The 23,480-nt window shown below is 41.8% G+C and carries 24 protein-coding genes, 2 tRNA genes and 1 rRNA gene (1 of these 27 cut by a window edge); 16 read left to right on the top strand and 11 right to left on the bottom strand.

Going from position 1 to position 23,480, the window contains the following annotated elements; all coding sequences use genetic code 11:
• A 16S ribosomal RNA gene (locus FG28_RS12440) occupies window positions 1–863 on the bottom strand (it extends 661 nt beyond the left edge of the window).
• 446 nt (window positions 864–1,309) lie between these two features.
• On the opposite strand from FG28_RS12440, the gene thrS reads away from it, so the two are divergent.
• From thrS to rplT, 4 genes are all read left to right on the top strand, one after another.
• Window positions 1,310–3,250 carry a threonine--tRNA ligase gene (gene thrS, locus FG28_RS12435; protein WP_036383289.1) on the top strand — a complete coding sequence of 647 codons (1,941 nt, stop codon included), beginning with the start codon at window positions 1,310–1,312 and terminating at the stop codon, window positions 3,248–3,250.
• A 36-nt stretch (window positions 3,251–3,286) separates the two neighbouring features.
• Window positions 3,287–3,838, top strand: coding sequence for a translation initiation factor IF-3 (gene infC, locus FG28_RS12430; protein WP_262491883.1), 552 nt, complete (start codon window positions 3,287–3,289; stop codon window positions 3,836–3,838).
• A gap of 50 nt (window positions 3,839–3,888) precedes the next feature.
• Window positions 3,889–4,086, top strand: coding sequence for a 50S ribosomal protein L35 (gene rpmI, locus FG28_RS12425; protein WP_015754448.1), 198 nt, complete (start codon window positions 3,889–3,891; stop codon window positions 4,084–4,086).
• Window positions 4,087–4,176: 90 nt separating this feature from the next.
• Complete coding sequence (rplT, locus tag FG28_RS12420) at window positions 4,177–4,521, top strand: 50S ribosomal protein L20 (RefSeq protein ID WP_036383285.1); 345 nt, start codon at window positions 4,177–4,179, stop codon at window positions 4,519–4,521.
• Window positions 4,522–4,640: 119 nt separating this feature from the next.
• On the opposite strand, the gene FG28_RS12415 is transcribed toward rplT, so the two are convergent.
• Window positions 4,641–5,063, bottom strand: coding sequence for a secondary thiamine-phosphate synthase enzyme YjbQ (locus tag FG28_RS12415; RefSeq protein WP_036383283.1), 423 nt, complete (start codon window positions 5,061–5,063; stop codon window positions 4,641–4,643).
• Between the two features lie 99 nt (window positions 5,064–5,162).
• On the opposite strand from FG28_RS12415, the gene FG28_RS12410 reads away from it, so the two are divergent.
• Window positions 5,163–5,954, top strand: coding sequence for an HAD family hydrolase (locus FG28_RS12410; protein WP_036383282.1), 792 nt, complete (start codon window positions 5,163–5,165; stop codon window positions 5,952–5,954).
• Here FG28_RS12410 and FG28_RS12405 read toward each other — a convergent pair.
• The 5 genes from FG28_RS12405 to tgt form a co-directional block, all read right to left on the bottom strand.
• Window positions 5,951–7,228, bottom strand: coding sequence for an asparagine synthetase B (locus tag FG28_RS12405; protein WP_081894359.1), 1,278 nt, complete (start codon window positions 7,226–7,228; stop codon window positions 5,951–5,953). The genes FG28_RS12410 and FG28_RS12405 overlap by 4 nt on opposite strands.
• A 13-nt stretch (window positions 7,229–7,241) precedes the next feature.
• Window positions 7,242–8,792: a replicative DNA helicase gene (dnaB, locus tag FG28_RS12400; protein ID WP_036383278.1), complete on the bottom strand. Its 1,551-nt coding sequence runs from the start codon at window positions 8,790–8,792 to the stop codon at window positions 7,242–7,244.
• 167 nt (window positions 8,793–8,959) lie between these two features.
• The gene (locus FG28_RS12395) at window positions 8,960–9,913 is read right to left on the bottom strand and encodes an acetyl-CoA carboxylase carboxyltransferase subunit alpha (RefSeq protein ID WP_036383275.1); all 954 of its coding nucleotides are present in this window, start codon (window positions 9,911–9,913) and stop codon (window positions 8,960–8,962) included.
• 115 nt (window positions 9,914–10,028) lie between these two features.
• The gene (locus FG28_RS12390; protein ID WP_036383273.1) at window positions 10,029–11,111 is read right to left on the bottom strand and encodes an LptF/LptG family permease; all 1,083 of its coding nucleotides are present in this window, start codon (window positions 11,109–11,111) and stop codon (window positions 10,029–10,031) included.
• On the bottom strand, window positions 11,111–12,241 hold the full coding sequence (gene tgt, locus FG28_RS12385; RefSeq protein WP_036383272.1) for a tRNA guanosine(34) transglycosylase Tgt: 1,131 nt from the start codon (window positions 12,239–12,241) through the stop codon (window positions 11,111–11,113). The genes FG28_RS12390 and tgt overlap by 1 nt, the downstream gene beginning before the upstream one ends.
• 157 nt (window positions 12,242–12,398) lie before the next feature.
• Here tgt and FG28_RS12380 point away from each other — a divergent pair, with 157 nt between their 5' ends.
• The 3 genes from FG28_RS12380 to FG28_RS12370 are packed head-to-tail and all read left to right on the top strand — an operon-like array spanning window position 12,399 to window position 14,880.
• A complete protein-coding gene (locus FG28_RS12380; RefSeq protein WP_036383269.1) occupies window positions 12,399–13,244 on the top strand; it encodes a transketolase in 846 nt (281 codons plus the stop codon).
• Window positions 13,245–13,261: 17 nt separating this feature from the next.
• Window positions 13,262–14,215: a transketolase family protein gene (locus FG28_RS12375; RefSeq protein WP_036383267.1), complete on the top strand. Its 954-nt coding sequence runs from the start codon at window positions 13,262–13,264 to the stop codon at window positions 14,213–14,215.
• Window positions 14,216–14,268: 53 nt separating this feature from the next.
• On the top strand, window positions 14,269–14,880 hold the full coding sequence (locus tag FG28_RS12370) for an outer membrane beta-barrel protein (protein WP_036383265.1): 612 nt from the start codon (window positions 14,269–14,271) through the stop codon (window positions 14,878–14,880).
• A gap of 79 nt (window positions 14,881–14,959) precedes the next feature.
• On the opposite strand, the gene FG28_RS12365 is transcribed toward FG28_RS12370, so the two are convergent.
• On the bottom strand, window positions 14,960–15,964 hold the full coding sequence (locus tag FG28_RS12365; RefSeq protein WP_036383264.1) for an FKBP-type peptidyl-prolyl cis-trans isomerase: 1,005 nt from the start codon (window positions 15,962–15,964) through the stop codon (window positions 14,960–14,962).
• Between the two features lie 78 nt (window positions 15,965–16,042).
• On the opposite strand from FG28_RS12365, the gene FG28_RS12360 reads away from it, so the two are divergent.
• Window positions 16,043–16,414 carry an RNA-binding S4 domain-containing protein gene (locus FG28_RS12360; RefSeq protein WP_036383262.1) on the top strand — a complete coding sequence of 124 codons (372 nt, stop codon included), beginning with the start codon at window positions 16,043–16,045 and terminating at the stop codon, window positions 16,412–16,414.
• A 34-nt stretch (window positions 16,415–16,448) separates the two neighbouring features.
• A complete protein-coding gene (locus FG28_RS12355) occupies window positions 16,449–16,946 on the top strand; it encodes a phosphoribosyltransferase family protein (protein WP_036386540.1) in 498 nt (165 codons plus the stop codon).
• Here FG28_RS12355 and FG28_RS12350 read toward each other — a convergent pair.
• Window positions 16,938–17,453 (bottom strand): shikimate kinase, encoded by a 516-nt coding sequence (locus FG28_RS12350; protein ID WP_036383261.1) that lies wholly within the window; start codon window positions 17,451–17,453, stop codon window positions 16,938–16,940. The genes FG28_RS12355 and FG28_RS12350 overlap by 9 nt on opposite strands.
• 118 nt (window positions 17,454–17,571) lie before the next feature.
• Between FG28_RS12350 and FG28_RS12345 the strand changes: the two genes are divergently transcribed.
• Window positions 17,572–17,644, top strand: a tRNA-Lys gene (locus FG28_RS12345).
• A 479-nt stretch (window positions 17,645–18,123) separates the two neighbouring features.
• Here the strand turns inward: FG28_RS12345 and FG28_RS12340 are convergent.
• Together FG28_RS12340 and FG28_RS12335 are read right to left on the bottom strand one after the other, a co-directional pair.
• Window positions 18,124–18,495 (bottom strand): GerW family sporulation protein, encoded by a 372-nt coding sequence (locus FG28_RS12340; RefSeq protein ID WP_036383260.1) that lies wholly within the window; start codon window positions 18,493–18,495, stop codon window positions 18,124–18,126.
• A gap of 10 nt (window positions 18,496–18,505) precedes the next feature.
• Window positions 18,506–18,994, bottom strand: a complete 489-nt coding sequence (locus FG28_RS12335; protein ID WP_036383258.1) for a hypothetical protein — start codon at window positions 18,992–18,994, stop codon at window positions 18,506–18,508.
• A gap of 185 nt (window positions 18,995–19,179) precedes the next feature.
• On the opposite strand from FG28_RS12335, the gene FG28_RS12330 reads away from it, so the two are divergent.
• From FG28_RS12330 to FG28_RS12310, 5 genes are all read left to right on the top strand, one after another.
• Window positions 19,180–20,265, top strand: a complete 1,086-nt coding sequence (locus tag FG28_RS12330) for an efflux RND transporter periplasmic adaptor subunit (protein WP_036386538.1) — start codon at window positions 19,180–19,182, stop codon at window positions 20,263–20,265.
• Window positions 20,262–21,524: an FtsX-like permease family protein gene (locus FG28_RS12325; RefSeq protein WP_036383256.1), complete on the top strand. Its 1,263-nt coding sequence runs from the start codon at window positions 20,262–20,264 to the stop codon at window positions 21,522–21,524. The genes FG28_RS12330 and FG28_RS12325 overlap by 4 nt, the downstream gene beginning before the upstream one ends.
• 8 nt (window positions 21,525–21,532) lie before the next feature.
• Window positions 21,533–22,210 carry an ABC transporter ATP-binding protein gene (locus FG28_RS12320; protein WP_036383254.1) on the top strand — a complete coding sequence of 226 codons (678 nt, stop codon included), beginning with the start codon at window positions 21,533–21,535 and terminating at the stop codon, window positions 22,208–22,210.
• A gap of 106 nt (window positions 22,211–22,316) precedes the next feature.
• A tRNA-Leu gene (locus FG28_RS12315) sits at window positions 22,317–22,400 on the top strand.
• 169 nt (window positions 22,401–22,569) lie between these two features.
• Window positions 22,570–23,469: a MerR family transcriptional regulator gene (locus FG28_RS12310; protein WP_036383253.1), complete on the top strand. Its 900-nt coding sequence runs from the start codon at window positions 22,570–22,572 to the stop codon at window positions 23,467–23,469.
• The last annotated feature ends 11 nt before the right edge of the window (window positions 23,470–23,480 follow it).

Here is a 23,480-nt window from a genome sequence, read left to right as displayed (position 1 = left end):
TCACTTTCGCTTGGCCACGGAGCACGAATGCCCCACAGCTAGTATCCATCGTTTACGGCGTGGACTACCGGGGTATCTAATCCCGTTCGCTACCCACGCTTTCGTCCATCAGCGTCAGTACATGGTTGGTCACCTGCCTTCGCGATCGGTGTTCTATGTGATATCTATGCATTTCACCGCTACACCACATGTTCCGGCAACCCCACCATGACTCAAGACCTGCAGTATCAAAGGCAATTCTATGGTTGAGCCACAGACTTTCACCCCTGACTTACAGGCCCGCCTACGGACCCTTTAAACCCAATGATTCCGGATAACGCTCGGACCCTCCGTATTACCGCGGCTGCTGGCACGGAGTTAGCCGGTCCTTATTCTTACGGTACCGTCAGCTCCCCTCACGAGGGGAGGTTTCTTCCCGTATAAAAGCAGTTTACAACCCATAGGGCAGTCATCCTGCACGCGGCATGGCTGGATCAGTGTTCCCACCATTGTCCAATATTCCTCACTGCTGCCTCCCGTAGGAGTCTGGTCCGTGTCTCAGTACCAGTGTGGGGGATCCCCCTCTCAGGGCCCCTAACCATCGCTGCCTTGGTAAGCCGTTACCTTACCAACTAACTAATGGTACGCATGGCCATCCCTGTCCGATAAATCTTTAACCGCAATATCATGCGATATCACGGTACCATGGGGCATTAATCCAAGTTTCCCTGGGCTATTCCCCTGACAGGGGCAGGTTCCATACGCGTTCCGCACCCGTGCGCCGGTCGCCGGCGGATTGCAAGCAATCCCCGCTGCCCCTCGACTTGCATGTGTTAGGCCTGCCGCTAGCGTTCATCCTGAGCCAGGATCAAACTCTTCATTGTACATCGTTAAATATCTCTAAAGCATATCCAATGCACAAATCCGCAATCCCGTGATCAAAATGGTTCTTCTCTCTAATTACGCTGTCTATTGCAATATGTATATGAACTTCTTCCTTAATCATCCCAGAAAAAAAATCGGCCCTTCATGACCGAATCCCCTTCCGAAACATCCCAGCCTTATCAGCTAAGCGGGTGCAAATATAGAGAGGTTTAAATGATACCACAAAACAATTTTCAAAAAAAATTGAAAAATTTTTTATTTAATTGATTGTCAACATTTTAAACATCAACAATCTCATTATACCCCTAAAATCAAGAACTTATTTTATCACCCTCATAGATAATCCTCTGATAAGAGCCTTCTTACCCCAAATGAACCATATATATATTGTAAGCATCAATTCAAGATAGTATCTTTGCGCACCATTCAAAATTAAGGAGTGTACATGATTGATATCACATTGCCTGACGGCGCGGTAAAGAAAGTTTCTGAGGGAACTACACCAATTGAGATTGCAAAAAGCATTAGTGAAGGATTGGCCCGAAATGTAATTTCGGCCAAATTCAACGATACTACTGTGGAAACTACAACACCCCTAACCGAAGATGGCACCCTTACCCTTTATACTTGGAACGATGCAGAAGGCAAAAAGGCCTTTTGGCACTCCACATCGCATGTGGTGGCACAAGCTTTGGAAGAATTATATCCCGGCATTAAGCTTACCATAGGGCCAGCCATTGAGAATGGCTTCTATTATGATGTGGATTTTGGTGAGCACACAGTATCTGAAAAAGATTTTCCAGCAATTGAGAAAAAGGCTTTGGAAATTGCTCGCGGCAAGCACGACTATAAAATGCGCAGCGTTTCCAAAGCAGATGCACTTCAATATTATAAGGACCAACATAATCCTTATAAGGTAGAGCTGATTGAAAACTTGGAGGACGGTTCCATCACCTTCTGCGATCACAGTACGTTTACCGATCTCTGCCGTGGGGGACATATTCCCAATACGGGCAGTATAAAAGCCATTAAGATATTGAGTGTGGCCGGGGCCTATTGGAGAGGTGATGAAAACAACAAACAGTTGACCCGTGTCTATGGTATATCATTCCCAAAACAGAAAGAACTCACGGAGTATCTTGAACTTTTGGAAGAGGCCAAGAAACGTGACCACAGGAAATTGGGAAAGGAATTGGAACTTTTCACTTTTTCACAAAAGGTAGGTCAAGGTCTTCCATTGTGGCTGCCCAACGGTGCTGCACTTCGCGAACGTCTTGAACAGTTTTTAAAGAAAGCCCAAAAGAAAGCGGGCTATGAAATGGTGGTGACACCACATATCGGCCAGAAAGAACTCTACGTTACTTCAGGGCATTATGCCAAATATGGGGAAGACAGTTTTCAACCTATACATACCCCAAAAGAAGATGAGGAGTTCCTACTGAAACCCATGAACTGCCCCCACCACTGTGAAATATATAATAGCACTCCTTTTAGTTACAAAGATTTACCCAAGCGCTATGCCGAATTTGGTACCGTATATAGGTATGAGCAAAGTGGCGAACTTCATGGCTTGACAAGGGTTCGTGGTTTCACTCAGGATGATGCCCACATTTTCTGTACCACGGAGCAGTTGAACGACGAGTTTAAAAATGTGATTGACCTTACCTTATATGTATTGAATTCTTTGGGCTTTGACAATTTTACGGCCCAAGTGTCTGTTCGCGACTTGGAAAATCCTGAAAAATACATAGGAAACACCGATGATTGGGAAAAAGCAGAACAGGCCATTATCAATGCTGCGGATGAAAAAGGCCTCAACTACGTTGTAGAAAGTGGTGAAGCTGCTTTTTATGGCCCCAAGCTTGACTTTATGGTGAAGGACGCCCTAGGCAGAAACTGGCAATTGGGCACCATTCAGGTTGATTACAACCTGCCGAAACGTTTTGACCTTACTTATAAGGGTAGTGACAATGAGCTTCATAGGCCTGTAATGATTCACCGGGCGCCTTTTGGAAGTATAGAACGTTTTGTGGCTTTGTTATTGGAACACACCGGTGGAAACTTCCCATTATGGTTGATTCCAACACAAGCTATTGTATTGCCCGTCAGTGAGAAACACGAAAAATATGCGGAAAAAGTTTTGAATTCACTGGAAAATCACGAAATTCGCGCGCTCATTGATAATAGGAATGAAACGGTTGGGAAGAAAATCCGTGAGGCTGAACTTAAAAAAATCCCTTTTATGCTCATCGTGGGAGAGCAGGAAGAGTCATCGGAAACCATTTCAGTAAGAAGGCATGGTGGTGAGGATTTAGGCAGTTTAAACACAGAAGCTTTTTCCGACTTGGTATCTACTGAAATAAATAGTACCTTAAAGTCGTTCTAAAAAATTAAGTTTAATTAAAAAGTATACGTCATAGCAATACGAAGAAGATTTAAGCCCCAACCAAGGAGGGAAAATAAAAACCCTCACAATATCAATGAAAATATTAAAGCCCCTGAGGTAAGGCTGGTGGGGGACAATGTGGAAATGGGAGTTTATCCCATTTCAAAAGCAAGGGAAAAAGCCAATGAACTGGAATTGGATTTGGTGGAGATTTCCCCAAATGCAAATCCACCGGTTTGCAAGATCATAGATTACAAAAAGTTTCTCTATGAACAAAAGAAACGGGAAAAGGCATTAAAGGCCAAAGCCAGCAAAGTGGTCGTAAAAGAAATACGGTTTGGACCACAGACCGATGACCACGATTATGAGTTTAAAAAACGCCATGCGGAAAAATTCTTGAAGGATGGTGCCAAACTCAAAGCCTATGTGTTCTTTAAGGGACGATCTATCGTCTACAAAGACCAAGGTGAAATTTTGTTGCTGCGACTGGCCCAAGAATTGGAAGAATTGGGAAAGGTTGAGCAAATGCCAAAATTGGAAGGGAAGCGAATGACCATGTTCATTGCTCCAAAGACAAGTAAAAAATAAAAGATACTGAACGTTGTTCAGCATAATAAGCGGAGTTAAATACTAGGAAAATGCCTAAGATGAAAACAAAATCCAGTGCCAAGAAGCGTTTTAAGCTTACAGGAACTGGTAAAATCAAGAGAAAGCACGCTTTTAAGAGTCATATTTTGACCAAGAAGTCTAAAAAGCGTAAGCTAAAGTTGACCCATTCCACACTGGTTCATCCTGCGGATGAGGACAACATCAAAGAACAATTGCGTTTAAAATAATTGTTCAGCCGGTACATTAATTATTAACCATGGAGTCGGGCTCAAAAAAGTTCCCAATAATTGGGACGCCTGCTACAAAAAAATGACATTATGCCAAGATCAGTAAATTCAGTTGCTTCACGAGCTAGAAGAAAAAAAGTGATGAAGCAAGCCAAAGGTTACTTCGGAAGACGTAAAAACGTTTGGACGGTAGCCAAAAATGCGGTAGAAAAAGCAATGCTTTATGCTTACCGCGACAGAAGAAACAAAAAACGTACTTTCCGTTCACTATGGATTACCCGTATTAACGCTGGTGCCAGAATGCACGGAATGTCTTACTCTCAATTTATGGGGAAAGTAAAATCCAATGGAATTGAACTTAACAGAAAAGTTCTTGCGGATTTGGCCATGAACCATCCAGATGCGTTTAAGGCCATCGTTGAGAAAGTAAAATAAGAATCAATATAAACTTACCCCGCTTATTTGGATCCCGCCTTGTGCGGGATCTTTTATTTTAATTTAGTCACTAACGCGTTGACACGAATTACTCCAATTGTCACGAATCAGTACTGCTGTTATTGGCCAAAGGCAGTAACTACCAGTCTTCTTCCCGAGGCATGGTTCCGGTGTTCACAGAGATAAATACCCTGCCAAATGCCCAAGTTCAATCTACCGTTGGTAATTGGGATTTGAACCGAAGCTCCCATCAGTGAAGCCTTAATGTGCGCTGGCATATCATCCGGGCCTTCATAATTGTGCACATAATACGGCGCATTTTCAGGCACCATTTTATTAATATGACTTTCAAAATCGGTACGTACGGTAGGGTCCGCATTTTCGTTTATGGTCAAACTTGCCGAAGTATGCTTGATGAACACCTGCAACATTCCTGTGTTTATTTTTCTGATTTCCGGTAAGGCGTCCAAAACCGAATCCGTTATTAAATGAAATCCCCTGGAATAGGACCGTAATTGCAATTCTTTTTGATAAAAATCCATATCGAAGTAAATCGTCGCACTAAATTAGTATAAACTTTACCAAAAGGGATTCTTCCATTCCCTTAATATAAAATACCTTTGCAGCTTAATTTCTTGAAAATGGATTTATCGCAGATCAAAATGGTGGTGACCGATATGGATGGTACGTTGTTGAACTCCAACCACGAGGTGAGCCCCCGCTTTTTTGAAATTTTTGAAGAACTCAAGAAAAAGGACATCATTTTTGTGGCCGCCAGTGGAAGGCAATACAACAGTATGGTGGATAAGTTGGAATCCATTAAAGATGATATCATTGTAATCGCTGAAAATGGTGCTCTGATAAAACATCAGGAGAACGTACTTTTGACCACTCCTATTGACAAACAAGAGGTGGGCCGCATTTTAGGTATTGTAAAACCGCTTAAAGATGTGCATCCCGTGCTTTGCGGTCAATATAATGCCTACGCCAATGATGCTTCAGATGCTTTTTTGACCATGCTTGCGGAATATTATTCGGAGTTTGATATTGTAAGGGACCAAACCGCTGTAGAAGCGGAAGTCCTGAAAATTGCCATTTACCATTTTGAAGATTCCGAAAAATACATCTACCCATCAGTAAAACATTTGGAAGACAACTTAAAAGTGAAGGTGTCCGGGGCCAATTGGGTCGATGTTTCACATAAAAATGCACATAAGGGCTATGCGCTTCAAAAAGTCATGGACCAGCACCAAATTGCTGCAAATGAAGTCATGGTTTTTGGTGATTACAACAACGATCTGGAAATGATGCAACTTTCCAACTACAGCTTTGCTATGGCAAATGCGCACCCCAACGTTAAAAAAGTGGCCAAATACGAAACCGTAAGCAACAATGATTTTGGTGTGGAGCGGGTTTTGGAGAAACTAATCTAGGTTTTCTGCTTTTTTTTCCGGGCAGCAGGAAAAAGTACATTGTTCAGAATTAAACGATATCCCGGTGAGGTTGGATGCAATTCCAATTCGGTTTTGGGATCTCCTACGCGATGTTGGTAATCCTCGGGGTCATGCCCCCCATAAAAGGTGAAAAAACCTTTTCCTTTAATACCGTGAATGTATCGAGCCTCTCCATTGATTTTGTTCTCGCCCAACACCATAACCGTAGGTTTTACCTCGTTTCTTGCAAAAGCCGTGGTCTGTCCCATAAAGCCTTTTACCAAAGCCGTGTGGTTCTGGGTCAGCATGGTAGGAACGGGATCCCATTTGGCTGAAAATTCCATCAAGGAAAAATAATCAGACTCCTTGGGTACTCCTCCCCTTTTATTGGTCATATCAATGGACGAAAACTCATACCGAAGTGGATTTCGCTCCAAAATGAAATTGGTAAAGGCAAACGTATTTCCATAATTTAGTTTGCCCTGATAGTTGGCATCGGATGGGTCACCATCGAACATAGGTTCGCAGATGTCCACATCTTCTGCTGCCAAGGCAATATCAAAACTATCCGTAGCGGAGCACATGGCGAACATGAAACCGCCACCCACCACATAATTCCTGATTTTTTGGGCAACAGCCAGCTTTTCATCCGAAACTTTGGCATAACCCAGCTTTTGGGCCAATGCCTCCGCTTGGGCTTTTGATTCAATATACCACGGTGCTGCTCGGTACGCTCCATAAAATCGACCAAACTGTCCCGTAAAATCTTCATGGTGCAAATGCAGCCAATCGTACAACGCCAATTTATCGCCCAACACCTCTTCATCATAAACGGTGGTATAGGGAATTTCAGCATAGGTGAGCACCATGGTCACCGCATCGTCCCATGGTGGATTGTCTTTAGGTGAATACACCGCTATTTTTGGTGCTTTTTCCAAAATAACGGCGTCTTGGTTTTGGGAGGGACTGCTGATTTCATCCAAAATCTGCTCCGCAGTACTATCGGATAGCACTTCAAAAGAAACCCCTCGAATCTGGCATTCCTTTCGGATGGCTTCACCATCGGGCAATAAAAATGAACCACCGCGATAGTTCAACAGCCATTGCACTTTTTGTTGTTTGGTGAGCACCCAATAGGTAATTCCGTAAGCTTTTAAATGGTTTTCCTGACTTTCCGCATCCATGGGGATAAGGATGACTGAGGCTGAAGATTTTAAAAACAGAAGAAAGAAAAATAGAAAAGTGAGATTTCTCGCTGGCGCTCGAAATGACATCAGTTTTGCTATTTTAAAAAGGTACGTCGCTATCATCTGGGTCATCGTCATCACTGTTCATTGCGCTCCCAAAAGCCTCATCCGCATTGGGAAGATTTGGGGTTGCAAAGGGATTCTCTTCGTCCGCATTCATCTTCGATTGGAATTCGAATGGGGAGTCAAAGTCATCCAAGTTATCAAATTTACCCAGAGCACCAACAAATTTTAACCTAATATTATCCAATCCACCGTTACGGTGTTTGGCCACAATGAACTCAGCTTGACCTTGAGTTGGGGTGCGCTCTTCATCATCCCACTCATCAATTTTGTAGTATTCGGGCCTGTAAATAAAGGATACAATATCTGCATCCTGCTCAATGGCCCCGGACTCCCTAAGGTCAGAAAGAATTGGTCTTTTGCTACCTCCACGAGTCTCCACAGCCCTCGACAACTGGGACAGTGCAATCACGGGAACATTCAATTCCTTGGCCAGTGCCTTTAAGTTTCGGGATATTGTTGAAATTTCCTGCTCACGGTTTCCGCCTTTTTGACTTCCACCAGCTGTCATTAACTGCAAATAGTCAATGACAATCAATTTAATCTTATGTTGTGATGCCAAACGTCTGGCCTTGGCCCTTAGGTCAAAAATGGAAAGTGAAGGCGTATCATCAATGAACAGTGGGGCTTTTTCCAATGCTTTTACTTTGACGTTCAACTGCTCCCATTCGTGTTTTTCCAATTTTCCTGTACGCAATTTTTCGGAGGACAACCCAGTTTCTGAAGAAATTAAACGGGTGATCAACTGTACGGAGGACATCTCCAGCGAAAAGAAAGCTACTGGAATATCTGAGTTCACCGCAATATTCCGTGCCATGGAAAGCGTGAGGGCCGTTTTACCCATACCGGGACGAGCCGCCACAATAACCAAATCACTGGGTTGCCAACCAGAGGTCAATCTGTCCAACTTGTCAAAACCTGATGGAATTCCGCTCAAGCCCTCCTTATTGGAAATTTCCTCAATTTTTTTCTTGGCCTGAATTACCAAATTTTGTGCGGTTTCCGCCGAACGCTTAAGGTTACCCTGTGTGACTTCATACAATTTTGCCTCAGCGTTGTCCAAAAGATCAAACACATCGGTTGAATCGCTATAAGCATCTTCAATAATCTCGTTTGATATTTTTATAAGGCTTCGCTGAATGTATTTTTGAAGAATGATGCGAGCGTGAAACTCAATATGGGCTGAGGAAGCCACTTTTTGGGTGAGTTTTATCAAATAAAAATCCCCTCCTACAGCTTCTAGCTTTCCATCCTTCTTAAGTTGTGAGGAAACGGTTAATAAATCGACAGGTTCGGAAGATTCAAATAATTTGAAGATGGCTTCATAAATATATCTATGGGCATCTTTGTAGAAGACATCTGGATGTAGGATATCGATTACTTCATCCACACCTTTTTTGTCAATCATCATAGCTCCTAGCACAACTTCCTCTAAATCAACTGCTTGAGGCGGTATTTTCCCTTTCTCGAGACTGATAAGGGTAGATTTTTCCACTCTGTGGCCAATAATTGGGCTAGGTTTGTCCATGGGTACGAAAGTAGCTAATTAACCTTTAGTTAACTTAAATCTTTAGAGATGCGATTTCCACAGGTATTCAACAATTGAATTGTTGACAACTTTGAATTCCTGTTAATAACATAAAAAAAAGTGAGGATAAAACCTAATAAAAAAAGTTAACCTCTGAAAAACAAGAATTATCCGTTGAAAACACCCATATCTGAGTATTTATCCATACGGGTTTTCACGAGTTCTTTTGGTGATAACTTTTTCAACTCCTCGTAATGTGACGAGATTTTGTTCCTGACCGTTTCAAAAGTTTTTTCCCTATTGGTATGTGCTCCGCCAAGGGGTTCCTTCACAATTTCATCGACCAACTTTTGTTTCTTCATGTCGCCGGCAGTCAACTTTAGGGCCTCAGCAGCTTGTTCCTTATATTCCCAGCTTCTCCATAAAATGGAGGAACAGGATTCAGGAGAAATTACAGAATACCATGTATTTTCCAACATCAGAACTTTGTCTCCCACACCAATGCCCAACGCACCACCGGAAGCTCCCTCACCGATAATCACAACAATGATAGGTACTTTTAAACGGGTCATTTCCATGATATTTCTGGCAATGGCCTCTCCTTGTCCCCTTTCTTCAGCTTCTATCCCAGGATAGGCTCCAGGAGTATCCACAAAACAGACGACAGGAATACCGAACTTCTCCGCAGATTTCATTAATCGCAGTGCTTTGCGGTAGCCTTCTGGATTGGCCATGCCAAAATTTCGGTATTGGCGGGTTTTGGTGTTGTACCCTTTCTGCTGACCGATGAACATATAACTTTGGTCCCCAATCTTCCCCAAGCCACCAACCATGGCCTTGTCATCTTTCACATTTCGATCCCCATGAAGCTCCAAAAAAGTATCTCCGCAAATGGCCTTGATATAGTCCATGGTATACGGCCTATTGGGGTGCCTGGATAGTTGCACCCTTTGCCATGCGGTGAGATTTTTATAGATGTCCTTGCGGGTTTCTTCGAGTTTCTTCTCAATCTGTGAGCAGGTCTCGGTGACGTCAACATCACTTTCTTCCCCAATTACCATACATTTTTGAAGTTGGTCTTCAAGTTCTTTAATGGGAAGTTCAAATTCTAAATATTCCATTGGAAAATAATTGTTTTCAAGAAATAGAATGGGGACAAATATAGGACTTTATGGATTATTCACAGAAAATGTCCAAGCCATTTAACTTCAATTGAATAGCTCTTTTAAAGCTTGATTATCGTTTGGCCTTCATTAGCATATAGACGGCAAATACCCCAAAAATAAGGTTGGGGATGATTACCGCCAATAATGGTGAAAATCCGGATTGCTCTGCCAATGTTCCAAAAACTTTGTCAAAAAAGATGTATACAAAGGCCACTCCAATGCCAAAAGCCAGATTGAGCCCCATCCCTCCTCTTCTTTTGACCGAGGAAACCGCCACTGCGATCACGGTAAGGATAAAAGCGGCTATGGGCAAGGCCCACCTTTTGTACTTCACCAAAATATAGGCATTGATGTTGGAGGCCCCTTTTCTTTTTTGATCTTCAATGAAATCATTTAGTTCAAAGAGGTTCTTGGTCTCGGCAACATAGGAAACCGGGGTAAGATCTTCCAATTTAAAGGTAAACAACGTATCCAGTCTTCTTTGGGTCTCAATAATCTCTACATTGTTCTGGAGCTTCCGTTTGGCATAATTGGTCAATCGGTATATGCTATCCTTGTCAATCCAGCGAATATTACTTGCCGAAATTTTATAATCCAGCTTCTTTATGGAGTCAAAATGCTCATAGGTAAAATTGTACCCAATCTTTCTATTGGGATCAAAACTGCTTACATATAAATAATCGTTTTCATTCAGCTGATTGAATATATTATCCGTGACCCGATCCTGCTTCCCCTTCTTAAAATACTTGTATTCAAACTCATTGAAACCGATACTGGCATGCGGCACTATGAACATTCCCATCATAAAAATGAGAATGGCCACCAGAGTTGCACCTATTAAATAAGGACGTAAAAATCGCCAATAGGAAACCCCGGAACTCAAGATGGCCACAATCTCTGTATTACTGGCCAGTTTAGAGGTGAAAAATATAATCGACAGAAATAAAAAAACCGGAAGCAACAGGTTGCCAATGACCAAGGTAAAATTGCCATAAAATACAATGACCTCCATCAAGGGAGCTTCGTTGTCTATGATCTTCCCGATTTTTTCGGCCAAATTGGCCATGATCCCAATGGGCACAAAGAGCAAGAGCATCCCCATAAAGGTGACCAAATAACGTTTTAAGATATACTTGTCAAGTATGCTGAGCATTACAATCTTTTATCCATTTGTTGCACCATTTGGGTCTTCCATTCCAAGAAATCCCCCGCTAAAATACGCTCTCTTGCCGTTCGTACCAACCAAAGATAAAAACCAAGGTTGTGGATGGTGGCAATTTGCTTGCCCAAATATTCGTTGGCCGCGAACAAATGTCTCAGGTACGCTTTGGAATATTCGGTATCCACAAAAGTGATTCCCATTTCATCTATGGGTGAGAAATCGTTCTCCCACTTCTTGTTTTTTATGTTGATGGTACCCTGTGCCGTGAACAACATGCCATTTCGGGCATTTCGGGTGGGCATCACGCAATCGAACATATCCACACCCAACGCAATGTTCTCCAATATATTAATAGGTGTACCCACGCCCATAAGATAACGGGGCTTGTCCTCGGGCAAAATATCGCAGACCAACTCGGCCATTTCATACATTTCCTCAGCAGGTTCTCCTACGGAGAGTCCACCAATGGCATTACCTTCAGCTCCAACGGAAGCAATATATTCCGCGGATTGTTTCCGCAAATCTTTATAGGTTGAACCTTGTACAATAGGAAAAAAGCTTTGGGAATAGCCATATTTGAACGGAAGTTTTTCCAAATGCGAAATACATCTATCCAACCACCTATGGGTTAAATGCATGGAGCGCTTGGCATAGTTATAATCACAGGGGTAGGGTGTACATTCATCAAAGGCCATAATGATATCGGCTCCAATGATCCGCTGTATCTCCATCACATTCTCCGGAGTGAACACATGGTGTGATCCATCAATATGGGACTTGAACTTGACCCCTTCTTCCTTTATTTTACGGTTATCGGACAATGAATACACCTGATACCCCCCGCTATCCGTCAAGATATTTCGGTCCCAGCCCATAAACTTATGAAGGCCACCTGCCTCCTCCAAAATCCCAGTCTTGGGGCGTAGGTATAAATGGTACGTATTTCCGAGAATAATGTCTGGATCAATTTCATCCTTCAATTCGCGTTGATGCACACCTTTTACGGAAGCCACCGTGCCCACGGGCATAAAGATCGGAGTCTGTATGGTACCATGGTCGGTGGTGATTTCCCCTGCCCTGGCCTTGCTCTGGATATCCTTTTGTAGTAAGCTAAACTTCAATGGTATTGTTTAAAACCGCAAATATAGCCAACTCATCTCCGCTTTCCCTTAACAAAAAAATAAAGTTTATATGGGGCGGTATTTTGTGAAAAATACATTTCTTACTTGTTTACCCGACCTAATGCCGTTATTTTTGAAACCTCAAAATAAACTACTGATGCCAAATACTAGAGAATTACAGGACCTGGTCGTTCAGGTGAGAAGGGACATTTTACGAATGGTCCACAACGTAAATTCAGGACACCCTGGGGGTTCCTTGGGATGTACCGAATTTTTTGTAGCCCTATACAATGAAATTATGGATCTTAAGGAAGGATTTGATATGGATGGAAAAGGAGAGGATATCTTCTTTTTGTCCAATGGTCATATCTCACCCGTATTTTACAGTGTTCTGGCACGAAAAGGGTATTTTCCTATTGAGGAACTCAACACCTTCAGGTTGATCAACTCCCGTTTGCAAGGCCACCCAACCACCCACGAAGGTTTACCCGGGGTTCGCGTAGCTTCTGGTTCATTGGGACAAGGAATGTCCGTTGCCATTGGTGCTGCTTTGGCCAAAAAATTGAACGGTGATGACCATTTGGTGTTCAGTCTTCATGGCGATGGCGAACTACAGGAAGGTCAAAATTGGGAGGCCATCATGTACGCCGCCGGAAATAAGGTAGACAATTTAATTGCCACCGTAGACCGAAACGGTCAACAAATCGATGGGGCCACAGAAGATGTACTTCCTTTAGGTGATGTAGCTGAAAAATTCAAGGCATTTGGCTGGGATGTTATGGAAATTGAAGATGGGAATGATTTGGAACAGGTCATTGCCGGACTTAAAGAAGCCAAAAGCAGAACTGGAAAAGGAAAGCCTGTCTGCATTGTGATGACCACTATGATGGGTAATGGTGTGGATTTTATGATGCACACCCATGCATGGCACGGTAAAGCTCCGAATGATGAGCAATTGGCCACGGCATTGGCACAGAACCCAGAGACCTTAGGTGATTATTAATTCTGAAGACAAGAAAAATGACAAAATATACAGATCAAGGAAAAAACGATACGCGAAGCGGTTATGGTGCCGGAATGACAGAATTGGGTAGAACCAATCCAAATGTTGTGGCTCTTTGTGCCGATTTGGTGGGCTCGCTGAAGATTGAAACTTTTATTGAAGAAAATCCTGAACGCTTTTTCCAAACTGGGATAGCTGAGGCCAACATGATGGGCATGGCTGCCGGTCTTACCATAGGAGGTAAAATACCTTTTGCCTCTACCTTTGCCAACTTTGCCACAGGAAGAGTTTACGACCAAATTCGTCAGTCCATTGCCTATTCGGATAAGAATGTAAAAATCTGTGCTTCGCATGCGGGACTTACCCTTGGAGAAGATGGAGCAACCCACCAGATTTTGGAAGATATTGGTTTAATGAAAATGCTTCCTGGCATGACGGTCATCAATCCATGTGACTATAACCAGACCAAAGCAGCTACCATTGCCATTGCAGAGCACCATGGTCCGGTTTATTTACGTTTTGGTCGTCCAAAAGTGGCCAACTTCACTCCTGTTGATCAAAAGTTTGAGATTGGAAAGGCCCTTATGCTCAATGAAGGGACCGACGTAACCATTTTGGCCACAGGACATTTGGTATGGCAAGCACTTTTGGCAGCGGAAAGTTTGGAAAACCAAGGAGTTTCTGCAGAAGTTATCAATATTCACACTATTAAACCTTTGGATGACAAAGCCATCTTGGATTCTGTGAAAAAGACGGGATGTGTCGTCACTGCAGAAGAACACAACTATTTGGGTGGCCTTGGCGAAAGCGTTGCGCGCGTATTGGCAACACACCATCCTGCGCCCCAAGAGTTTGTGGCAACCCAAGATACTTTTGGTGAAAGTGGTACCCCAGAACAGTTGATGGAGAAATACGGACTGAACAATAAAGCCATAGAAGCTGCCGTTTTAAGAGTGTTGAAACGAAAATAATTTTCGGTATCACTTTTGTGATATTCTTCATCAACCTTTTAAAATGAACACTTATGAAAAAAACACTTCTAGTTGCGGTGTTGACCCTAATGGGGTCCGCTGCCATGGCTCAAAGCGGTTCAGGCTTTGGGATTAAAGCAGGTTTAAATTATAACAAGAACGGAGACCTTATTGGCTCGGTTGGTGATTCGGGCCAAGACATTGTGGAAGGTGCCGAAGGAAAGACCGGATACCATGTGGGATTCTGGGGAAAATTGGATTTTCCCAAAATCTACCTGAGACCAGAATTGGTCTATACCAAGACCAAAAGTTCGTATGATGTGGATGGCGATTCCCAAGATTATGATGTTTCCAAGTTAGATCTTCCTGTCTTATTGGGCTTTAAAATAGTGGGGCCACTTCATCTTTTTGCTGGTCCAGCCTTTCAATATACCTTAAAGAATGATTTGGAAAATGTTGAAATAGAGGATGTAGAAAGTGATTTTACCGTTGGATTGAATGCTGGTGCAGGGGTCAATATTGGAAGACTCGGTTTCGATATTCGGTATGAACGTGGTTTTTCGGAGAACGAAGCAAATTTTATCGGAAACAACATTACAGATGTTTCCGGCCGGGTTGATTCCAGACCTTCACAGGTTATTTTCTCGTTGTCACTGAAACTATAATTCCAAATAGATGAAATTAAAAAAGGCCCGCTCAAATGAGCGGGCCTTTTTTATGCTTTTGTTTTATGTACTTATTATTTTAATTGTCTGGATCTAGATAGTCAGGGGTCCCATCATTATCTGAATCAGGATAAGGAAAAATAATTTCACCTTTATCATTGGTAATTTCGCTTCGGGTAGAAACGCCATCCCCATCATCATCACCATCCAAGAAATTGGCACGGCGAACAGTTCTGAGTCTATCTTCCTCGGCAGAATCTGTGTTGTCATCATACAAGTAACCATTGCCATTGGCATCTTCATTGATTGATGGAATACCATCATTATCATGATCGGTCTGGTTCATTGTAAAAAGGTCAATAGTGAACAATAATGGACTGTATATCGGAATCTGAGCTATTGAAGCGTTATTGTAATATCCCAATGCAGAAGGAAATATGATCATCCCCACACCATACTCCTCAACACTTACCGTTCCGTCCCCATTGTCTATGGGTGCTCCTCCCGTTTTTAAAAAAGGAATGCCTTCTGAGAAACCTCTGGCTCCTTGTGAAAAGTCTTGCAATCGGGCCAAATCAAACCAAATAGGGTTGAAAAAAGCCCCGTCAAAAGTAGTGCCATCCAACAATTTTCCTTCGTACCGCACATATACTGAATCTGCAACTGTAGGATAAGCGCCTACAGCAGGATTTTCACCCATTTCATCCAACTCTTCAAAAGTGGGTCTTGCAGAAAGGTAATAAAGTTTGTGGGGCACTTCGTCTTCATCTGTATCCAGGCTGAGTTGGTTGGAAGAGATTTTCACGGTAGTGCTTCTGACCATATCACTGAGCGGGGTTTTTCCAGCATTATCACCGGCTATGGTATCTATCTTGATCTTGTAGTCAAAATTGGCTGGTGGAGATTGAAACTCTTCATAATTATAGAAATGTGTCTGTAAAAACTCCTGTATGTCATTATCATTTTCGGTCACAACCTCAGACAATGCCCTTGGTGGAACTCTTTCCACTCCCCCATCATCATCATTGTTGCATGATAAAAAAATCAATGTTAAAAACAAAGAAACAAAAATCCCGTACCTCATCAAGTGTGTCTTTTAGCTGCGCAAGATACAATTTTCCGTTATTTTTGCTCGGTGCATTAACAAAGATTTGCAGAGCTTATGCGGATAGACAAGTACCTTTGGTGTATTAGATATTACAAAACCCGAAACGTTGCCTCAACCGCTGTTAAAAAAGGACAGGTTAAGGTTAATGGGAGTGTTGTAAAACCTTCTAGGGAGGTTTATCCTATGGATAAAGTGGTACTTCGGAAAAACCAAATCGATTATGAATTAACGGTCTTGGACATTCCAGAAAGCCGTGTCGGGGCCAAACTGGTAGATATTTATAGAAAGGATACCACCCCTAAAGAGGCTTTTGAGCATGATGAATTGTTGAAGTTTGCCAAAACCCACTACAGAAAGAAAGGACTGGGGCGACCTACAAAAAAAGACCGGCGGGACATTGATGATTATTTGGACGAATCTGAATGATCTGTTTTATATCTTTGATGCAATTATCCATGCCATGATGAACCGCATATTGACCCACAGCCAAATTCAACACATTGTTAGGCGAATTGCCTATCAGATCTATGAAAGCAATGTTGATGAGAAAGAAATCATTGTGGCAGGAATTAATGGTGGAGGCATGAACTTTGCCAAAAAGGTGGCAACGGTCCTCAAAAACATTACCGATGCCGAGATTGTGCTCTGCAAGGTGGAAATGGATAAGAAAAACCCCTTGGAAAGCGGGGTAAGCACCTCCATCCCCGAGGAGGACTACAAGGGCAAATCCGTTGTATTGGTAGATGATGTGCTCAACTCTGGCACCACATTGATTTATGGGGTACACCACTTTTTAAAAACACCCATAAAACAATTAAAAACGGCGGTATTGGTGAACAGAAACCACAAAAAATTCCCTGTCAAGGCCGATTTTAAAGGTATTTCATTGTCCACGTCGCTCAATGAGCATATAAAAGTAGAATTCCAGCCCAAAAACGATGCGGTCTTTTTAGAGTAACTTTTGTTTTATTTCGGAGACCACGGTTTCCAAATCCTTACCATCACATTCCAAAATATGTTTAGCTTGTGCATAGTATGGCCTTCGCTCAAAAAGATGTTTTCCTATAAACTCAGGGAGGTCTTTATCATCTAATTTTTTTACTAGGGGTCGATTTTCTTTTTCGTTTTTTATCCGTTCCACTAATGCCGGGATAGACAATTGTAAATAGATGGAATGATTGGATTTTTGTAAAATGGTCTCCATATTGTTTCCATAGCAAGGGGTTCCACCACCCGTGGAAAGCATCAAATTTTGGTGTTCATCCAAAACCTTGGACAACATTTCATGTTCCAATTTTCTGAAATAAATCTCACCTTTTTCAGAAAAAATGGTTTTGATGGATTTTTGTTGTCGTTCCTCAATGTATGCATCAAGATCTATGAAATCCAGCCCTAACTCACTGGCCAACAACTTCCCCACGGACGACTTTCCACTTGCCATATATCCCACCAAAACTACTCTCATATATTGAATTTATTAGCGATTTTTAAAAAACACAAATTTATCATTAATTCACCTTGTAAAATAGATTATTGATGTTATATTTGCACCCGCTTAGCGCAATGTGCCGGCACTGAAATACGACCTGATAGCTCAGTTGGTAGAGCATCTCCCTTTTAAGGAGAGGGTCCTGGGTTCGAGCCCCAGTCAGGTCACTAAAAAACCCTGAAACCATTTGGTTTTCAGGGTTTTCTTTTTGCGTTTATATTGTTTGCTTTGACTCCATTGATTTTTAAGGTAGTGATTACAAAAAAATAAGGACCCAATACATTGAGGCCCCAGTACAATCAATCATAAAAACCGGCAAATCAAAATTATTCTTCCATTGTGTTTAAAACCTTTGGGGTTACATAATATATCCTTTCAATACGCGGTGCGGAGAAAAGCACCTACTGATCATTGCCCACCTCCACATTTTGCCATTCCGCAGTGGGGAAATAGTATTGGATATAGCTGATAAGGGATTGGACCAGCCTTTTATTGGCATTTCAGATTTGACCGATGGGTTAAAAAGGCATTCAGCGGGCACTTTTTTTAAGTTCAGAAATTGAGTGTTATAAACTTACCATCCGAACCGGATTGCCTAAACTTATAAAATAGGCAATCCAGTCCGTTTTAAAAGGTGACTCCCTATTTAGGAAACCACTTCTTCATGCTTGTTTCTTTCGGAAACAATGCGTTCAATCAAATCGGGTACTTTTTCAAATGCTGCGGCCAAACCGTGGGTCTTTCCGGCTTCCAAGAAAGAAATCTCATCTCCTTTGGTCACCAAAAAGCCAATAGGTTGAATACCAATACCGGCTCCGGCTCCGGCACCTTCTCCTTTTTTACCTTTTCCTTCAACTCCTTCACCTCCTCCAGAGCCAAATCCCATACCCACTTTAATTACCGGCACACATTTAAACTCACCCAACTGAAAGGGTTCACCAATAATGGTGTCTGTCTTAGCCTCTGACTTGATAAAATCAGTCACTTTGTTCAATAATTCATCAAAATGTAAATCCATGACCTTATATTTAATTGTTAATAAATGATTTTAGTATTCTGTAAGGTCGGTTCCTTATATCAATCAATAGTTTGTTTCGGTTCTCAAAATTGATGTGAAAAGAAGCTACGTAGTGGTTGAGCAACATAAATACAGGATATAATTTGGCATTTGCAATGTAGTCTCCCGTATCCAGATCCAACTCAAATCGCCGTACTTCAAACGACTTTATCACACGTAGAATTTTTCCAAATTTTATCTTCCTATGGGGCTTGGCTTTCTTCTCTGGAAGTTTTGGTTTTGAAGATTTTTTAATGGGATAAAAACAACGTTCATAGAAGAGCACTTTCAACCGTACCCGTATGAGCTCTTTTTTGTCGGGTTCCAAACTGGCCTTTGCCAATCCCTTTATCCCAACATAGTACTTTACAGTATCCGTATCAATATAAATTTGGATTGGAGCAAATAGAAGTCCAAGGGCCAAGAGCACAACTAACAATATTGCCACTGTTAGTATCATCAAATTTTTGTGGTAAAGAAATTATAATCAAACAACATCCACAATGACCTATGTCATCAATAGGGTTAAAAATTAGGTATTGATGCGTTTCAGTATCAATTTATAACAAGACTATATACTGACCTAACTCATACTTTAAATAATAATTTTATTGGTAATTTGAGGACTTGCTCATGAAACATACCATGAAATATATTTTACTTGCTTTCATCTCCATACCCTTCCTCTTTTCATGTTCCGATAAAAAGGAAAAAATTTATCCGGAACGCATGCCCTTGACCGAATCTGTGTATGCTTCCGCAACGGTGCAACCCGATAGTCTTTACCAGGCCTACTCTGTAGTGGTGGGCATTCTGGACAAGATATGGGTAGAGGAAGGTGATTCGGTAGCCAAGGGAGACCGTATCCTTCAAATTATTAACACCTCTCCAGAATTAAATACGGAAAATGCCAAACTGGCCCTGCAGTTGGCCCGTGAAAATTATAGTGGCAATGCAGCGGTTTTAAGTGGAATCAAAGACGAAATTCAAGCTGCAGAACTCCAACTAAAGAACGATTCCATCAATTATTTTCGACAAAAAAACCTCTGGAACCAGAATATTGGGTCAAAATTGGAGTACGACAACCGAAAATTGGCTTACGAGCTATCCCAAAACAACCTAAGCCTCCTAAAACGTAGATACAACAGGACCAAGAAAGAACTGGAAACCCAAGTAAAGCAAGCGGAGAACAATTACAAGAGCGCTCTCACCAATACTAAAGATTTCACCATTACCAGCAAAATAAACGGTACAGTGTATGCCCTTTACAAAAACCAAGGTGAGATTGTAACAACAATGGAGCCCGTAGCTGCAGTGGGCAAAAGCGACAAATTTGTGGTGGAACTCTTGGTGGATGAGGTGGATATCGTTAAACTAAAAATAGGACAGCAGGTATTCATTACCCTGGATTCTTATAATTCTGAAGTTTTTGAAGCCACTCTGGATAAAATCTATCCAAGAAAGGATGAACGTTCGCAGACCTTTAAGGTCGAGGCCCTTTTTAAAGCTCCACCTGCCACCTTATATCCGGGACTTTCGGGTGAAGGCAATATCATTATCGCACAAAAAGAAGAGACTCTTACCATCCCCAAGGAATATTTAATGGGTGAATCAAAAGTACTAACCGATGACGGTGAAAAAGAAATCAGCATTGGTCTACAAAATTTGGACAGGATAGAGATTTTAGGGGGCATTGACGAAAACACAGTCATCTATAAACCTGAGCAATGATCAACTGGAATGTGATATTGGGCATTGCCAAAACACATCTTCTTACCAAGATGAAATCCACAGCGACGGCGACACTTGGCGTCACCTTTGGTATAGGTGCATACATTACACTGGTAAGTTTTATGACTGGATTGAATGGCATGTTGGACGATTTGGTGTTGAACCAGACCCCACACATTCATATCTATAACGAAATAAGACCCTCTCCCTCCCAACCTGTTGCCCTTTATGATGATTTTAAGGATGCTTTCAATGTTGTCCATTCCATAAAGCCCAAACAAAACCAGAAAAAAATACACAATGCCCTGCCCATTCTTAACTATCTAAAAAAACAGCCCAACGTAAAAGGGGCCACTCCACAGCTTCGGGCCCAGATTTTTTACCTATCGGGCTCCATAGAACTGGGTGGAAATCTTATTGGTGTCGACATTATGGAAGAGGTTCGCCTGTCCAATATCCAAGATAACATTGTGGAAGGGACCCCTGAAGCCTTGGACACAAATGACAACGGTATTCTTTTGGGGGCCGGATTGGCCGATAAAATGTCATTGGCTGTGGGAGACCGCGTTCAGGTGAGTACAGTGGCCGGCAACATCTTTCCGTTAAAAATCGTGGGCATTTACCAAAGTGGCATTGCTGAAATTGATAACATCCAGAGCTTTGCCAACCTCAAGACGGTTCAGCGTATTTTGGGGGAAGCGGAAAATTATGTGACCGACATCAACATTAAACTATTGAACATTGGGGAGGCCGAACCCATGGCACGTCGTTTGGAAAAACAGTTCAACACCAAAGCCATAGACATCAATGAAGCCAATGCCCAGTTTGAAACCGGTTCAAATATTCGGAACCTTATCACTTATGCCGTTTCCATCACCTTGCTTATTGTGGCCGGTTTTGGCATCTACAATATTTTGAACATGCTCATCTACGAAAAAATGAAAGACATCGCCATTTTAAAGGCCACAGGGTTTTCAGGTAGGGATGTACAACTCATTTTTATGAGTCAGGCCATGATCATTGGATTGGTTGGTGGTGTTTTGGGTCTATTGATTGGATTTGCGCTCTCCAAAGTAATTGACCAAACCCCTTTTGAAACTGAGGCTTTGCCTACAATTTCAACATTCCCAGTAAATTATAATGCGGCCTATTATGTGATTGGAATCACATTTGCCCTCATTTCAACCTTTGTTGCGGGCTATTTGCCATCGAACAGAGCAAAAAAAATAGATCCCGTGGAAATTATTCGTGGAACCTAGTACAGCCTATGAAATTTGTCTTAGAAGCCAATAATATCAATAAACATTTCTACAAACCCAAGGATTTTCATGTGTTGAAAGACATTTCTTTTGGGGTTCGTGAAGGTGAGTTTGCCTCTATCATGGGAAAATCGGGCTGTGGAAAATCCACATTATTGTATGTTCTTTCCACAATGGACACCGATTATACGGGTGAGCTGTATTTGGACAGTCAATTGATTACCGGAAAATCACATGAAGAGCTCTCGCGTATCCGTAACAAACATATTGGGTTCGTATTTCAGTTTCATTATCTGTTGTCAGAATTCAGTGTGTTGGAAAATGTAATGCTACCTGCCAAAAAATTGGGTGAGAAATCCCATGCTCAAATTGAAAGAGCTGCGCATGAAAAACTGGAAATGCTCCATATTGGCCATTTGGCTGAACAAAGAGCATCCCGGATTTCCGGTGGGGAAAAACAACGAGTGGCTATAGCCAGGGCCCTCATCAATGATCCAACCATTTTAATGGGTGACGAACCCACTGGAAATTTAGACAGCCATAATTCAGAAAACGTGTTTACTATTTTTAAGAATCTGAAGGAAAACCAAGGGTTGTCCTTATTGGTGGTAACCCATGATGAAGATTTTGCCAAACGAACAGATCGCATCATTGAAATGGAAGACGGCAGAATTTTCAAACAATAAAAGAAAGTGTTAGAATTTCAGAATATTGAATCAGGATATATTTGGACAAAACCCTATATTTGTCGCCCCAAAGATTTTTGGCCGATATAGACCAAAAAGCTGATAAGCCCACGTGGTGGAATTGGTAGACACGCTACCTTGAGGGGGTAGTGTTCGTAAGGACGTGCTGGTTCGACTCCAGTCGTGGGCACAAAACCGCAATCTTTGCGGTTTTTTTGTTTTATGCTTTTACGCTCAAATCTGTTTATCTTTTCAGTTAAAAACACTACTTTTTCAGTGGATATGTCTCAAATTTTATGATAAAAAAATAGGTTCGTATGGTTTAAATTGTAAATTTGTTTAATCTTTATTAATAAAAGATGAACAATGTAAAGAAATCTTTCAGTATTCGGGACATGGAAAATCTGTCCGGAATAAAGGCCCATACCATCCGGATTTGGGAAAAACGATACAACCTGTTCAGCCCAGAAAGGACCAGTACCAACATTAGAACATATTCTATTGGAAGCTTGCAAAAGCTGTTGAATATTACATTATTGTACAACAACGGTTACAAAATTTCTAAAATTGCCAAATTGGATGAGTCACAAATTCCAATGATGGTAAAGGAAATTGTGGCCCAAAACAGCAAAAAGAGCCATGCCCTTAATGCCTTTAAATTGGCCATGCTCAATTTTGACCAGTCCCTGTTTCAGAAGACCTACAATAGTCTCTTGGTGGAAAGATCATTCAGGGAAGTCTTTTATGAGGTTTTCATCCCATTGCTCAACGAACTGGGGTTGCTTTGGCAGACCGCTACCATCAGTCCTGCCCATGAGCATTTTATTTCCAACCTGATCAAACAGAAAATCTACATCCAAACGGAAAAGCTGCAATTTGAAGAGCCTACCAAAAAAGATAAGGTCTTCGTCCTTTTCTTGCCAGAGAATGAAATCCACGAATTGGGATTGTTGTATATCAACTATGAGATTACCCTAAGAGGTTACAAATCCATTTATTTAGGGCAAACCATGCCCATGGAAAACCTTTCAGATTTACTGAAATATTATACTAATATCTATTTTGTATCTTACTTCACTGTTGCGCCAACCCCAAATGAACTGCAGGCCTACTTGGAGCGCTTCTCCAGTATATTGGAGCTTTCGCCAGATTCCAGACTCTATGTCCTGGGACACCAAATACGGCATGCCACAGCGGACACGTTCCCTGATACCGTAAAAGCGTTCAATTCCATTGAACAATTATTGGAATCCCTTTAATGGCCCAACTA

The sequence above is a fragment of the Muricauda sp. MAR_2010_75 genome, assembly GCF_000745185.1.
Taxonomy (GTDB): Bacteria; Bacteroidota; Bacteroidia; order Flavobacteriales; family Flavobacteriaceae; genus Flagellimonas.
Note: the sequence above shows the minus strand (reverse complement) of the source record. Positions and strands in the feature narration are given on the sequence as shown.